This window comes from Leptogranulimonas caecicola, assembly GCF_023168405.1.
Classification (GTDB): domain Bacteria; phylum Actinomycetota; class Coriobacteriia; order Coriobacteriales; family Atopobiaceae; genus Leptogranulimonas; species Leptogranulimonas caecicola.
Genome location: NZ_AP025285.1, coordinates 1,780,103 through 1,794,380 on the forward strand (window position 1 = coordinate 1,780,103; position 14,278 = coordinate 1,794,380).

General features: G+C 61.3%; 11 protein-coding genes. 5 read left to right on the forward strand and 6 right to left on the reverse strand.

Annotated elements, in window-relative coordinates; translation table 11 throughout:
• The first annotated feature begins 151 nt into the window (after positions 1-151).
• Positions 152-811 (forward strand): GPP34 family phosphoprotein, encoded by a 660-nt coding sequence (locus OR601_RS07765; RefSeq protein ID WP_136011915.1) that lies wholly within the window; start codon positions 152-154, stop codon positions 809-811.
• Positions 812-1,250: 439 nt separating this feature from the next.
• Here OR601_RS07765 and OR601_RS07770 read toward each other — a convergent pair whose 3' ends face one another.
• The gene (locus OR601_RS07770; RefSeq protein WP_265591620.1) at positions 1,251-2,063 is read right to left on the reverse strand and encodes an SOS response-associated peptidase family protein; all 813 of its coding nucleotides are present in this window, start codon (positions 2,061-2,063) and stop codon (positions 1,251-1,253) included.
• 153 nt (positions 2,064-2,216) lie between these two features.
• Here OR601_RS07770 and OR601_RS07775 point away from each other — a divergent pair, with 153 nt between their 5' ends.
• Positions 2,217-3,401, forward strand: a complete 1,185-nt coding sequence (locus OR601_RS07775) for an iron-containing alcohol dehydrogenase (RefSeq protein WP_265591621.1) — start codon at positions 2,217-2,219, stop codon at positions 3,399-3,401.
• 57 nt (positions 3,402-3,458) lie between these two features.
• Here OR601_RS07775 and OR601_RS07780 read toward each other — a convergent pair whose 3' ends face one another.
• The gene (locus OR601_RS07780; RefSeq protein ID WP_265591622.1) at positions 3,459-3,845 is read right to left on the reverse strand and encodes a LysR family transcriptional regulator substrate-binding protein; all 387 of its coding nucleotides are present in this window, start codon (positions 3,843-3,845) and stop codon (positions 3,459-3,461) included.
• A 35-nt stretch (positions 3,846-3,880) separates the two neighbouring features.
• Between OR601_RS07780 and OR601_RS07785 the strand changes: the two genes are divergently transcribed.
• The gene (locus tag OR601_RS07785; RefSeq protein ID WP_323373094.1) at positions 3,881-4,345 is read left to right on the forward strand and encodes an MFS transporter; all 465 of its coding nucleotides are present in this window, start codon (positions 3,881-3,883) and stop codon (positions 4,343-4,345) included.
• 61 nt (positions 4,346-4,406) lie between these two features.
• On the opposite strand, the gene OR601_RS07790 is transcribed toward OR601_RS07785, so the two are convergent.
• Genes OR601_RS07790 through OR601_RS07800 form a run of 3 tightly spaced genes read right to left on the reverse strand, consistent with a single transcriptional unit; the run spans position 4,407 to position 6,937 of the window.
• Entirely contained in the window at positions 4,407-5,216 is an 810-nt protein-coding gene (locus OR601_RS07790; protein WP_265591623.1) for a YaaA family protein, read from the reverse strand.
• Positions 5,217-5,231: 15 nt separating this feature from the next.
• Positions 5,232-5,660 carry an aminoacyl-tRNA hydrolase gene (pth2, locus tag OR601_RS07795; RefSeq protein ID WP_136011910.1) on the reverse strand — a complete coding sequence of 143 codons (429 nt, stop codon included), beginning with the start codon at positions 5,658-5,660 and terminating at the stop codon, positions 5,232-5,234.
• Positions 5,661-5,689: 29 nt separating this feature from the next.
• Complete coding sequence (locus tag OR601_RS07800) at positions 5,690-6,937, reverse strand: cation diffusion facilitator family transporter (RefSeq protein WP_265591624.1); 1,248 nt, start codon at positions 6,935-6,937, stop codon at positions 5,690-5,692.
• A gap of 218 nt (positions 6,938-7,155) precedes the next feature.
• Between OR601_RS07800 and OR601_RS07805 the strand changes: the two genes are divergently transcribed.
• The gene (locus OR601_RS07805; protein WP_265591625.1) at positions 7,156-7,422 is read left to right on the forward strand and encodes a hypothetical protein; all 267 of its coding nucleotides are present in this window, start codon (positions 7,156-7,158) and stop codon (positions 7,420-7,422) included.
• A 380-nt stretch (positions 7,423-7,802) separates the two neighbouring features.
• Complete coding sequence (locus OR601_RS07810) at positions 7,803-8,753, forward strand: ribokinase (RefSeq protein ID WP_136011907.1); 951 nt, start codon at positions 7,803-7,805, stop codon at positions 8,751-8,753.
• A 211-nt stretch (positions 8,754-8,964) separates the two neighbouring features.
• Here the strand turns inward: OR601_RS07810 and OR601_RS07815 are convergent, their stop codons facing one another.
• Positions 8,965-13,860: a hypothetical protein gene (locus OR601_RS07815; protein ID WP_265591626.1), complete on the reverse strand. Its 4,896-nt coding sequence runs from the start codon at positions 13,858-13,860 to the stop codon at positions 8,965-8,967.
• Positions 13,861-14,278 lie beyond the last annotated feature (418 nt).

The following is a 14,278-nucleotide window of genomic DNA, read 5'->3' on the forward strand; positions in this document are numbered from 1 at the left end:
TAGCGCCCGTGCTGCACCTGCTGCATGTGCATGGACACAAATTCTGCACGCCAAGTGGGTACATATCGCCACTGAAAACCTTTGGGCCTGCCTTGGCTCAAAGCTCAGGCCGCCATTTTGGTTGGCACGCTTCTTTTGAGGGAGATCTCTTATGAACGTATCTTTGACTCAACAGTATTTGCTCTGCGCCTTGGACGACAAGGGCGCCTTCGCCTCCAAGGAGGCTGCTGCCACCCTGCCCGTGGTAGCCATGTATGAGCTGGTGAGCGACGGCTATCTGCACTTGAGCGAGGACGGCACCGAGCTTCGTCCCTCCGCAGAGCCCACCAAGAAGCAGGCAGACCTGCTGACCTGCTACACCTATGTAGAAGAGCGCCGCGTGGTGAACGTGCAGAAGTTCATCGAGCACTTCTCTGGCAAGGGTGACGGCGCCGCTTCCTTCCTGGCCGCTGTCGCCGATCCCCTGCGCGACGAGGGCCTCATCAAGGCCGCCAAGAACCAGGTCGTCTTTGTGCCCGCCCCCACTGCCCGCAAGCAGATGGTGGACACCATCGAGAAGGCTCTGGACGGCAAGGGCGAGATGACTCGCGACGTCGCCGCGCTGCTCACCTTTGTGCTGGGCGCCGGCTTGCTGGACAAGCTCTTCAACCGTGAGGCCCGCCGCAACCTGGAGCGCGTCCTTAAGGACGGCAAGTGGGACACCTTCCGCTTCGCCACCACTCCTGCGGGCAAGGACACCTTCCTGTCTGTGCACCAGGACATCGAGAAGCGCTACGCTCCCATGGTGCGCTACTTTGTGGCCAACAACTAACAGCGGGCTTGTGGCCTAACGCTGCAAGCTGAATAGCGATCCCTGCGGCCGCGACCGCCTGCAATCAGACCGCCGCAGCCGGTGCGGCTGGCAACCCAGCCGCCTGCACCCAAGCTGCTGCACAAAGTACCCCGTTTCTCTCGAGCTCCTAATAGCTAGGGTCCCAGCATCTTTGCGATGCCGGGGCCTTTTTCGTGCAGCAGCAGAATGGGCGCCCATTGAGATGGTGGGGTTTCTCGGCATCAAACGATGGCAATCTTGGCACGAGCGCCTCCTAAACGATGGATTTCGCCCAAATCCATCGTTTAGTGCACCTTTCTGCCAGCTTTGCCATCGCCTAACCGCACCTCGTGCCAACGGCCAACCCGCGCCCAGCCATACCAGCGAGCCAAGGCGTACCATCGTCCAGCGCCCATCCTGCCAGCGCGCTCGCTGCCGGCTAGAACAGCGTGGCCTGGCCGGGATCCTCGGGCTCAGACGAGAGCGGAGTGGCGCTGCGGTTGGCCAAGCTCGCAAAATGGGGGCCCAGCCAAATGGCCACTTCCTCGGGCTCGAGCACCAGTGGCATACGGCGGTGGATGGGCGCCATGGTAGCGTTGGGCTCGGTGGTGACAATGGAGAACACCTGGCCATCAGAGACCGCGCCCAGCAATGTGACCTGGGCATCGGGCGAGCTAAAGCTATAGATGCGTTTGATCTGCTTGCCCGAGCGCTTGCTGGTGACCGTCTCGATGTCGCTGGCCTCGAAGAAGCGGCGGCAAGGTACTACGCATCGTCCATGTTCGATGGGATCTTTCCAAAAGCCGTAGCCCTGCTGCAGGTCCCCCAGCGCCGTCTCGATGCGCGTGTTGAACACGGTGCCCCTGGCTTTCCAAGGTACCGAGAAACCCCAGCTCATAGGCGCAGCAGTAAGCTCGTCGGGGCCCATGGCGTCCGGCGCAGGGCCGCCAGGGGGCGCCGCAGGCCGCGCCTCTGGATCCATCGCCCCCGGCGTCAGCAGATCGGCGGAGACTTGCAAGGCCGGATCAACCAGCGATGCGCGCTCGGCCAGCGCGTAGGGCAAAATCAACTGAGCTTGGGCGCCGGGAAAGGCGTCCTTCTCGGCAACGTTCCAGAGGCCACCCAGAGGAACGTCGCTATAGTCGCCGGTGGCTCGGCCGCGAGCCAGGCTTTGGAGCACCGCCATCACTTGCCTGAGCGTCAAGGGTACAAACCTGCCGCACATGACTGCCACCTCCTGCGGACGCTGCATCCTAAATCGACCGCCCTACCATAACGCGCCCATTTGGGGGAGCGCGGTCGTTGCGGGTTACACTACTAGCAACCTTATAGCCAATGGTTGGCGCGGCCAACTGGGAGAGGCGAGGCCAAAGCGCGCGGATTCGCCTCGAAGAGAGGAGCTCCATTGAACGGGTTTGTCTACTCCATCCCTACCACTATTTACTTTGGTGACGATCAGTTTGACAAGTTGGGCGAGGTAGTGGCCTCCTACGGATCCTGCGTGCTTCTCACCTACGGCGGCGGCTCCATCAAGCGCACCGGCCTCTATGACCGCATTATGGGGCTGCTGCAGGCGCAAGGACTCTCGGTGATCGAGCTGGGCGGCATCGAGCCCAATCCGCGCATCGCCTCGGTGCGCAGGGGCGCCCAGATGTGCAAGGAAGGCAATGTCGACGTAGTGCTGGCCGTAGGCGGCGGCTCCACCATCGATTGCTCCAAGTTCATCTGCGCGGGCGCCAAGGCCGATCGCGACCCCTGGGACTGGTTTGCCGATAAAACCACGCCCATCGACGACGCGCTTCCGCTGGTCACCGTGCTTACCCTTGCGGCCACGGGCTCTGAGATGGACTCGGGCGGCGTGATCTCCAATCCTGAGACCCATCAGAAGGAAGGCCGCGGCGCAGCGTGCCTGCTGCCAAAAGCCAGCTTCTTAGATCCTCAGAACACCTATACGGTGCCACCGTTCCAGACGGCGGCCGGCTCGGCAGACATCATCAGCCACACCTGCGAGACCTACTTCTCCCAGGACAAGGACCTCTACTTCCTGGACACCTTCATGGAGGGCCTGCTGCGCACCGTCATCAAGTTCGCACCCATCGCCATGGCGGATCCCGCCAACGGGGAGGCCCGCGCCAACCTCATGTGGGCCAGCAGCTGGGCCATCAATGGCTTTGCCGACGGCGGCAAGACCCAAGCTTGGAGCGTGCACCCCATGGAGCATGAGCTCTCGGCGTTCTACGACATCACCCATGGCTTGGGCCTGGCCATCCTCACTCCTGCCTGGATGCGCTTCGTGCTGGCCAAAGACCCAGACGGCACGCTGCCCAAACTGGTGCAGTTCGCCCAGAACGTCTTTGGCATCGACGATCCTGCCCTGAGCGACCTGGAGCGCGCCAACGCCGGCATCGACGCCCTCCAGAGCTTCTTTGTGAACGACCTCAAGCTGGCACCCACTCTCACTGCCATCGATATAGATGACGAGCACTTCGAGCAAATGGCCGAGAAGGCCTGCCACAAGAACCCGGCCATCGCCGGGTTCGTGGACCTCACGCCCCAAGACATCGTAAAGATCTACAAGGCCTGCCAGTAGCACAAGGCCTGCCTCTAAAATCCGGCCGCGGCTCACCGCGCCGCTGCTCCGTACTACTTAGGCGAGCTCGGGCGCCCTATGGGCCTCGAGCTCGCGCACTAAGGCGATGGCCGGGGCAGAGAGCGTCTCCCAGCCCCTGTGGGCGATGCCAAAGACAAAGGGGTCCACGCCACAGATGGGAACCACCACCGCGCCTGTCCCTGCTACAGAGCCCACCAGGTCGATAGTGAGGCAGATGCCCAATCCCGCCCCCACCATGGCCTTGGCGGTAGTGAGGTCAGAGGTATAAAAGCGCACGTCGGGATGAACGTCTTTCTCGGCAAGGAGGGCGTCGGTGTTGGTGCCGCGCCGAGGATTGATCTGCACCATAGGCCCGCGGTCGAACTCCTCAATGGCGAGGGAGGCTCGGCGGGCGTAGGGGTGGTCGGCGGGGACCAGGGCCACATAGCCGCTATGGCTGCGACATCTCCTGCGTCTCCATCGCCACAGGCATCTTCACTATCGGCTGTTTGGCGGCACGCTTTTGCGGCGGCCGCCTTCCTCGCAGTGATCCTTGCCAGCCCCCTCACCCCTCAAGAGAGCGCCGAAGGCCCACGCTGCTCATCGTCCCCAGCTTCATCGCTTTGGGCGCCGGCATCTTTTTGATGGGGCTCTCTACCAACGGCATCGAGCTGCTGGCAGCGGCGGCTCTTATCCGCTATGGCCTGGGCGCCATCCAACCCACCGGCCTGGCCCTTTCCACCCAGTACCTAGGCAGGTCGCGCTACACCGTGGCCAACGCCACCTTCTACATGATGACCGACCTCGCCTGCGGCATCTCCCCCATCACCTTTGGGTTCGTGGTGCCCGTCCTGGGCTACCGAGGTCTCTTTTGCAGCCTTCTTGCGCTCTCGGCGGCAGGCATCGCCGGCTATATAGTGCTCCATCGCGCCCACAGAGTCTAACGGAACACATCGCCAGAACCAGCATAGGCCGCCAGTAAAGTCGCGCTCACTATATATGCAATCATTCTTGCGGCAAGCGCGAGAACACCAGTCGATGACTACCCGCCTGTGAGCGTTCCTCATCCAGTCGATAGCCGGCTTCCTCAAAACCGGAAAGCTCCCCTACCTCGCACACCTCATGCTCGGCGCACCAGCGCACAAACGTCCCGCGAGTTTCCTTGGCCGCAGTGGCGCGCTGCAGCCAGCGGCCGCCCTTCTCGGTGCCAAAGAGGCAAGTGACCACCTGGACACCGGCGTCCGCAAGCAGTTCAGACGTGCCAGAACCGCTGCATGCCGCCTTGGCGTACTCCTCGGAAGCCACGTTGACCAGCACGTCTGTGCCTTCTTGCACCAACGCCCAAGCCAGTCGGTCGCCCCAGTACTGATAAAGATTGCACACGGGCGCTCCCTGCCCGACGACGCACAGGGGCTCAGAGAACTTGGCGCCCATTTCCAGCCGATAAGGACAGACTCCGTCAAAGGGGCGCAACAGGCCGTAGAGTCCTGAGAGGATCCTCAGGTGATCCTGAAGGTAGTCTAGCTGCCGTTGAGTCATCACTGCCGGCGCCATACGGGTGTACTGGATGCCTTGATAGGCCAAAAGCGCGGGAGGCGATGCGGGACCCGCGGGCTCCCAGGCCTCTAGGGTTGCGAGGCAGCGGGCCGTAAGCGCGTCAGAGGTGCGCCAGAGGCGCTGGAGTTTCTCGGCAGGAAGGGATCGCAACAGCGAAGTAAGCGCTTGGGCATCGGAGGCGAAGCGCGGGGTGGTGACTGAGGGCAACGAGTCCTCGGCGACCATCTTTTTTGCGGGGGAGATGACAAGGCGCAGCATGGACGCGGGCGAGAGCTAGTAGAGCGGCAAGTCGCCGGTGAGGGGGTCTACCTGCTCGGGGAAGAGGGGCTCTAGGGCCAGGCAGGTGTAAGTGGGTTCGCCGTGGAACTCGGTGATGCCGGCGTCGCGCACCAACGAGACCAAAAAACCCTGGTCCATGGCCTGCTGGGCGATGTCTAGCAGGGCATCTTCCCCATCTACGTAGACGCACACCTTGGCCACGCCGGCGCCAAACCAGGCGGCCAAAGGAGATTCGTCATTGGGAGCAAAGCGAGGCTCGCCGTCTTCCTCCAACGCCACGCCGCGGCCATTGGCAGCGTGAGCAGCCAGCGCCTTAAGAGTGGCATCCACGCAGGCATGCCCTGCCTGAGCGGCGATCTTTCCCTTGCGCATCTTGAGGTCGCGGCGCATCACGATCATTTGCTTGGCCTTATAGGTAGCCATAGGGGGTCCTCCTGAAGGCAAGAAAAGCGTTACTCGGCGTAGTCTACGTCTACGTGGACAGTGTAGGTGTATTGGGGATGAAGTCGGGTGAGGTCGTCGATGATCTGCTGGCGAAACTCCTCCACGTTGGTGACGCCAAAATCGCGCACCACATCAAGGGTCACATGTCTCTTGGCATGGTCGACGTAGAGCGCATGCATGGACAGGGCGCCTGGATGGCGCATAACCTCTTCGCGGATGGACTGGTTGAAGGCGCGCCACTGCGGATCGTTGGGATCGGCGCCGTAGATGCCGCAGGTCAGGATGATGTGGTGCTTGTCAAAGACCTCTTTGGAGATGGCTCGGGAAAGCTTGTCTATCTCCTGCGCCGTAAGCTGGGCCGGCACCTCCAGGTGAATGGAGCCAATCATGGAGTTGGGACCATAAGAGTCGAGGTAGAGGTCATGGGCGCCGATGACAGGCTTGAAGGACTCCACCTCCTGGCGCACTTCCTTGGCCAGCGTGGGGTCGATACGCTCGCCCAGGATCTCGTTGATGATGTTTGCCAACATATCCCAACCGGATTTGATAACCACAGCCGAGATGAACGCTGAGATCCATCCGTCCAACGTGATGTGCCAGATCATGGTGATGAACATGCCCACCAAGGTGGCGCCGGTGACCACCGCATCGAAGAGCGCGTCGATGCCCGAGGCGTCGAGGGCCTCCGATTGGGTCTCCTTGCCGCGCTTGCGGGTATAGAGCCCCAGCCAGATCTTCATGGCGATGGAGAGCACGATGACGATGACGGCCACCAGGTCATAATGGGCGAGCTCGGGATGGATGACCTTAAGGATGGAGTCGCGCATGGTGATGATGCCGGTGGCAAAGACCGCAGTGGCCACCAACAACGCCGACAGGTACTCTACACGCCCGTAGCCCATGGGGTGCTCTTTGTCGGCAGGCTTTCCCGCCAGCTTCACGCCGATGATGGTGACGATGGAGGAGAGGGCGTCAGTAGCACTGTTCACTGCGTCCAACACGATAGGCAGCGAGTTGGCGATGAGGCCAATGACCGCCTTTGCCAAAGCCAACCCTACGTTAGCGATTATGCCCACAGTGCCCGTGCGAGTGATCACCTGGTTGCGATGCTGAATCTTTTGCTCCAACGTCCTGGGCTGTGCGGCAGGTTGCGAAGGGGAGCTTGACTGCCCTGATGCGGCGTGTGTGGTGGATTGCGTCTGTCCCGCGTACTCGGTGGGCGCGGCGGCGTTGTGGGATGTGTTCTGTGATGTCATGAAATCGCCCCTGTTGATCTTTGCGCACAGAGGTCTATACCCAACAAGAGCTGCAGGTTGAGGGGGCAGGGGTTTCTCGGCAGCAAGAAACCAGAGGGGTTTGCGCAAACGGTGGGGTCAGAAGTTGCGAGGACTAGGAATCGCTTGGTTGGGCACACCTTAGACGCAGACAATTCGATCCGACGCCTTAAGGCGCCCGGCACAGAAAGGGGACTCCAATGTCTGAGCATATGGACGCAAAGAAGGCCGAGCAGACGCTGGTTGACGACGTTGTCGCCGAGGGCAAGCTCGAGGACGAGACCCGCTCCATGGAGGCCTCCATCAAGCCCAACTACAACATCGAGGACAAGTACAACGATCCTGAGGTTGGCAAGGCCATCGAGGGCGCCGAGGACGAGATCCTCCAGGAGCACATCACCGTTGGCACCGATGAGAACGGCCACCAATACGCCGAGGTCACCGAGGACGTCACTGGCGAGGAGTAACGTTTCTCTAAGATTTTGTCTCTTTAGGCCTTGCGCATACACCTTGTTATAAGGGCCTTTGCGCATACACGGAGACAGTTCGAGCGCCCCCACTGCATCTAATGATTCAGTGGGGGCGTTTTTTAGATGTCGCCTTAGCATGCACAAGGCCTCACGGGTCGCTCTCTCTGAGCTGCGGGGCTCTCTCTAAGCATCACTCGCTTTCTGAACGTCGCTGTCGTTCTAAGTGGCGCCTTATTCTGCCTGCGCTCTCGTCTGTACAGGCGCCCGTCATGCGCGGGCGCCCCCCTGTTTGTCCTCCTGCCCTGCTGCCGAGAAACCCTCCACGCCGCCACCTGGGTTAGAGTGAAGGCAAAGGCGACCGGCACGAAGGAGTGGCTATGGCAAAGCTCGTCGTATGCGGCAGCATGAACATGGACCTGAGCATCCAGGTGGACAGGATGCCTCAGGCAGGAGAAACCCTCACTGGTTCGAACTTTATGACCACTCCCGGCGGCAAGGGAGCCAACCAAGCAGTGGCCGCCTCGCGACTTGGAGCTCCAGTGAGCTTCATAGGCGAGGTGGGCGACGATGCCTTTGGCCGTGAGCTGCGCGCCATGCTGGAAGCCGATTCCATAGATACCCGCCACTTGGGTCACAGCACGCTTCCCACAGGCACGGCCATCATTGTTCGCTGCGATGCCGAGAACCGCATCATCCTTAACCCCGGCGCCAATGGCGGCTTTGGGCCAGACTTCGTGCGCGAAGCGTTGGAGTCGATGGCAGAGTCGGGCGATATGGCGCTCACTCAGTTTGAATGCGCCCCTGAGGCAGTCCGCACATTTATTTGCACCGGACACGAACTGGGGCTTTACACCCTGGTGAACCCCGCGCCCGCAGCGCCCATGGACGCCGATCTTCTCTCCTGCTGCGACCTGGTGTGCCTTAATGAGACGGAGTGCGAGATTGTCTGCGGCATCCTGCCTATCTCGCTGGTGGACTGCGAAGCCGCTGCCGCAAAGCTTCATGAGGCGGGAGTGCGCCAGGTGGCGATCACGCTGGGCGAGCGTGGCGCCTATGGAAGCACTCCGGCTTCCGACGATTGGCTTCTCTCCTCTAACCTGCGCCCAACTGCGCCACTGGAACTCTCTGCTCGGCTTGTCGAGGCGCTTCCTGTCGAGGCAGTAGACACCACTGCGGCCGGCGACACCTTCTTGGGAGCGCTGGCGGCAGCTCGACTGGAAGGCGCGTCATTCTTTGATGCCCTCGCGTTTGCCACCCGAGCCTCTGCCCTGACGGTCACTCGACTTGGCGCCCAGGTGTCCATTCCATACCGAGAAGAGCTGGACTAGCGCTACGTTGGGCTTCATGCTTCTTCGGGGGCTTTTGCATACACGGAGACAATCGAGCGGCAGATTTCGTCCCATCAATAAAATCTGCCTAAGCCCCAGCTACCGCATCACAAACATGACTCCGTAAAAGCAGCGCTCCCCTTTGGAGTGCCAAAAAAAGAGCCTCTCGCTATAAGACGAGAGGCTCTGCAAGTGCTCTAAGCGCGGGCTTCTAGCTGCGCCTACGCTGCAGCACCACTCCGCTGTCGAGAAGCGCTGCCACTGCAAGCCCGATGATGCCGGGCAGCAGGGACTCGTCACCGGTCTTGGGGATGGCGACTTTACCTGCAGGGGCCACCGTCTTACCATCCGGTGCGGGAAGCACGGCGCCGCCCTGGGTCACATCGGCGCCCACCGGATAGGCGACCGAGCTCTGTATCACAAGGTTGGAGCTGGCGAACTCGTCCCAAAGCTCGCTGCCGGAAGCCGGGTCGCCAGGCTTGGGCCCGCGGCTGTTGGGGTTGTTGGGCTTATCGGGATCGTCACCATCAGAAGGTTGGTTTTCCTTCCATTGAGACGGTTTATGGCCACCTAGATAGGCGACGTTGCCAATGTCGGCGCCTACACCCTCGTGATTGACTCGGGCCTCAAAAGTGAGTTCCAGGTCGTGGCCGCCCCAGAGATGTCCGCCGTACACCGCCAGGGTACGGGTGGCAGGATCAAAGATGGCATCGGTGGGAGCATAGAGAGTGCCGCCCTGATCGCGCAAGTGCGCAGATCCTGCCACATAATCGAGACCTTGGGGCAGCTGATCGCGAAGGACCACCTCCATCCAACCAGCGCCGGGCGTCAACGCCTTGGCTGTGAGGGTGTAGCGGATGATATCCCCCTCGTAGGTGGCGTCGGTATGGGAGAGGTTGGCAGCCTCTTTGGTGATTGCCATGTCCTTGGAAGTGGCGTCTGCCGGGATCACAGAGTCGGGCTCCACGGGAGCGCTGGAGGCCAGCGGCTCGTCGAAGAGAGCTGGGTCCACCGGAAGGCCAGGCTCTTCAGGCACCTGCGGCTTCGTGGGGTCTGAGGGACTGGATGGGTCATCCGGGTCTGTGGGGTTGGTTGGGTCGTCGGGGTCAGAGGGATCGTCCGGGTTTGAGGGGTCGGGCTTCTCGGCAGGAAGGTCTGAGGGCAGCGTGCCGGTACCGTAAGCCTGATTGGCCAGGGGCTGCTCCAGTGCCTCGGGGTTCACCTGGCACTGGAAGGTGAGCGTGGCGCTGGTGCCGCCGGGAAGGCTGCCAAGGCTTAGAGCGATGGTATGGGAATCGGCGTGGTAGGCGCTGTCGGGGACTTGGTGGGTGGCGCCGGCAGCATCGGTAAGCTGGAGGGTGCCGGGGATGAAGGTGAGGCCGGAGGGCAGCGGATCGGAGACGGCAGCAAAGAGCAGGCTGGAGTTGGCTGCGCCGTTGTTGGTAAAGGTGCAGCTATAGGCCACCTTGTCGCCCACCTGCACGCCGGTAGCGTCAGGATGGGTGAGGTTCTTGAAACTCTTTGCCAGGGCGAGATCGTCCTTTTTGGGGTCGGCCGGTGAGACCTTCTCGCCGGGCTTGCCAGAGGGTGTAGCCGGACCGGCAATGGGAGTGTTAGGCGACTCAGGGGAAGTGGGAGCTTCGGGCGAGGTGGCGATGTTGTCCAGCACTTGGCCTGGGGCATCGTCGTTCACTCGACAGATAAAGGCCACCGTGGCGCTCTGGGGCGTCTGTTCTGTGGAGGCGATGATGTCTCCCATAAAGAACTTGAGCGTTTGCTGGCCGTTGGCTGCGGTGGCAACGCTGTACTGGCCGGAGGCAGGAGCATCGGCTGCGGCTGCCACCTGAGTGAGCTCGCCTGAGAAGGGAGCCAAGGTGTTGTTGTTGGTGAGGTGGACGGGTTTGTCGGCAGCGAGGGTGAGGCAGGCGGGCAGCTGGTCGGTGACCAGGGCGTCCCCCCAGACCGATCCCTCGCGCTCGTTGGAGGCCATGACCTGGTAGGCCAGCAGGTCGCCCGGCTGGGTGGGGCCGTCAGGATGGGTGAGGTTGACCACCTGCTTGTCCAGTTTGGGCGCAGGAGGGATGTCGGGAGCGGGGTCCACGGTGATGTCGTAGACAAAGTGGCTGGGCAGATAGGCGCCGTTGGCCTCTTGGGTAAGGTGCAGCTCGGTTTGACCCACAGCCTCGGGGTCCACGATGAGGTCGTAGGTGCCGTCGGCGTTTTGGATAGGGTTGCCACTGTCATCTGCGCGCAGGTAGGCGCGCACGATGCCGCCATTGCTGTCGGTGAGGGTGAAGGCGCCTGAGCTGGGCGACTTGACCTTGAGCACTGCCTCGCCAGCGGGGCTGCCGTCATCGTTGTTGGCATGGTAGATGAGGTGCAGAGATCCGTGGCCGCTGATGGCCTCGGGATCGTTGACGCCCTCCACTGGGGTGAAGCTAGTACCGTCGGGCAGACTGTCAGCGGTCACCTGGGGCTTGGGATCCACCGGGTCTATGTGCACCTCAGCGCTGGGCACGCTGTCGTTTTCTGCAGGGTTGGTGCTCTCCAGGTAGTTGGCAGGGCCTTGATAGTCGGCGTCTGGTCGTAGGAATTGCACCGAGACCTCGTGCTTGTTGTCGCCGGTGGCCTTGGGCACCAGATAGTCGGAGTCAGCCGGCGTGAAGACGTAGTTGAAGACCGTAGTAGAGCCGCCCTTGCCGTTGGGCACCTCGGTGGCATTCTTGGGCATCAAGACTTTGGTGCCGGCCTTGGCAGCGCTGGCGCGCTTGAGGGCGGTCTTCTCGGCAACCTCGACCTCGGTGTCTTGGAAGAGGATGGGGATAGGGTCGCCTTGGGGCTCGTCGTCGATGAAGAGCTGGATGCGGCCGTGGGGAGCCTTGCAGGTGTCGGCGGTGTGGGTGCCGTCCTCAAAGACGCCGCCCTCGATCTCGCAGGTGACCTGCAGGGCCTTGCGGGAGTCGTGGGCGATATCGCCCTTTTGGCTGTCCTCCACCCAGGTAGCGTCCACCAGCTTGATGGAGGAAGGCACCGGCGAGATGTCGCACCAGCCGTAAGCCCGGTGGCCCCAATAGTTCTCGCGGAAGTCCTTGTACTCCGGAGCCGGGTTGTTGGAGTACTGGGTGGAGGTCATCACAAAGCGCATGACACCCACGTCGGAGGGCATCTGGTTGTTATCAGAGACCTCGGGGCCCAGAGGCTGGCCGCCGCGCTCGGTGAAGCGCTGATAGCGCCAATCCACCGCACGAGGATCGTTGAGTGTCTTGGGCATGTCTTCTTTGGTGGTGATGGCGTTGGGGTTGCCGTTCTCGTCGGTACCCCCTAGGTCGTAGGCCTCGAAGGGCAGTCCGTCATAGTATTTAGAAAGGTGATCCGTATAGGTCTTGGGCAGCTCGAAGTCGATGTAGCGCTTGAGGGTGTCCACCTGCCCAGGGTTGCGGAACAGCGGGTTGATCTTTTGGACTTTGCCCTCATCGTCGATGTAGGAGAGGTTCACCGTCACTTGCTTCTCGGTAGCTGATTTAGGTAGCCACAGGTAGAGCTTGCCATTGTCGAACTGCTGAGGGGCGCCGTAGTTGTAGGGCTCGTTGGCCACCAGCAGCTCCCAGTCCCAAATGAGGTTGTTGCCGGCGGCCCCGTTACCCTTGATCTCAGAGGACAGATCGATGGTCACCATGAAGACCTTGTTGGGATCGTTGGGATTGCCCGTGTTGTAGCCAGGCTCAAGGTAGTTGCTGTTTCCCCAGGCCGTGGAACCGATGCCCTGGAAGCGGGTGGCGGGGTCCGAGCAGCGCACCGAACCGCCGGTGATCTCCACATAGCCCTTGGAACCGCCGATCTCGGGGAAGACGTTATAGTCGCCGGTGTGGGCGCCGCCTCCGCCGCTGCCGGGAACAGGGATGAGGGTGCCTCCGGTCACCTTGATGGTCTTGCCCTTGTTGGAGGACCAGCAGGCGCTTCCAAAGGCGCCGCCATGCCAGCCACCCTGAGAGTAGATGTAGCCGCCGTTGATGGTGATGTTGCCGGCGACGTTGGGGTTGTCTCCAGTGCATCGGGTGGTGCCACGACTTGGGATGGCATTGGGCTGGCGGTCCCCCACAAAACCGTCGTGGCCGCTATGACCCGCACCAATGCCGGCGCCGTGGAGGCCGCCATAGGCGTGGATGGTACCGCCATTGAAGGTCATGACGGTAGCGGTGCCGTCTGCAGATCCCGCGGCGCCGATGCCTGCCGAGTAACTCGCAGCCCCTTCGCCGGAAGAGTCCCAGCCATAGGTACGCACGTCGAGGTTGCCGCCGTTGAACGTCATGGTGCCGCCGTTCTCAGCGGGGCTTCCTCCTATACCTGGGGCATAGCCGCCGCCCACAATGGAGAGGGTACCGGGATTTGGGCTGTCGAGCTCGGTAGAAGCGGTGCCGGCGGCAATCTCCTTGCCACCCACGAGCACCGCCGACTCGACGACCTTCTCTCCTTCGACCTTGGCCTCGCCACCATTGGCAAGGCGGTTGTCCAGCTCGTCATCGATGGTGAGGACGGAGCCCTCGCCACAACGGATGCCTGCATTGTTGGTGGGGCTCGCCGTGGTAAGGCTGTTGGTGCTCCCGTCCTTGATCTTGAGGTAGAGAGAGGTGGGGTTCCTGATCTGGGAGCCGTCGGTCGCAGGCGCGCCTGTAGCCGTGTCGTTGATGTTGGTGATGAGGTTGATGGCAGGAAGCGAAGCGTTCTGGATGCGCACTCCCGCCAAGGTGATCTCACTGTGAACGCCGGGATTGATCTGAATGGTGGAGCTTGTGGGAGCGGGGGTCGAGAGGGTGAGGGGTGTAGAGGTCAGAACCGTGAGAACCGTGCCGCTATAGCTATAATCTGTGCCCGCGACGCCGCCGGTCACCTCGAAGGGGCCGGCTGCCTGCCGCGAACCGTCTGCGACGGAAGCCTGCTTGAGCTGGGTATCCTGGGATTCCAGCTTTTCCCTCAGCTGTCCTGCGTCCAGCTGCGCCTCTTTATCACGAGACGAATCGGCGGGTTGCTCCGGCTCGAATGCCAGATCGTCCTCCAGCTTCGTGGAACCTTCCATTTTTGCGGCAGCGTCTGTTTTCTCGGAATCCACCGATTTCACTTCTATGTTTGTAGATGCATCTTCCGATGGCCCTACAGGTTGCGTTTCCTCTAGCGCTATCTCTGAATTCTGGGGACTCTCTGGAGCCAGCACTTGGGCATATGCTTGTATATTTGAATTTGCTAGTATCATTGTAATACTTAATATCACAACTAGTAAGTTCTTATACCATGATCCATTGCGCGCTGATTGCCTCATACTACACGCCCCTTAAGTGCATATTCTTGCCAGCTGATGAGGTTGGCTCATCTTCTCTACGAAGAGTGTGATGGCTATTACGTGTAGTTTGAATTGTAGCTGAAGTAACACGTTATCTAGGGAGTATCCCTTGGTTTTGTTACTAGGCGTATGGATACCACAGCTAGGGGCTTTTGCATACACGGAGACAATTCGAGACCCCGTCTGCATC

Coding starts and splice junctions, on each gene's coding strand:
- OR601_RS07765 (WP_136011915.1), top strand. CDS start 152: ATGAACGTATCTTTGACTCAACAGTATTTGCTCTGCGCCTTGGACGAC.
- OR601_RS07770 (WP_265591620.1), bottom strand. CDS start 2,063: ATGCAGCGTCCGCAGGAGGTGGCAGTCATGTGCGGCAGGTTTGTACCC.
- OR601_RS07790 (WP_265591623.1), bottom strand. CDS start 5,216: ATGCTGCGCCTTGTCATCTCCCCCGCAAAAAAGATGGTCGCCGAGGAC.
- pth2 (WP_136011910.1), bottom strand. CDS start 5,660: ATGGCTACCTATAAGGCCAAGCAAATGATCGTGATGCGCCGCGACCTC.
- OR601_RS07800 (WP_265591624.1), bottom strand. CDS start 6,937: ATGACATCACAGAACACATCCCACAACGCCGCCGCGCCCACCGAGTAC.
- OR601_RS07805 (WP_265591625.1), top strand. CDS start 7,156: ATGTCTGAGCATATGGACGCAAAGAAGGCCGAGCAGACGCTGGTTGAC.
- OR601_RS07810 (WP_136011907.1), top strand. CDS start 7,803: ATGGCAAAGCTCGTCGTATGCGGCAGCATGAACATGGACCTGAGCATC.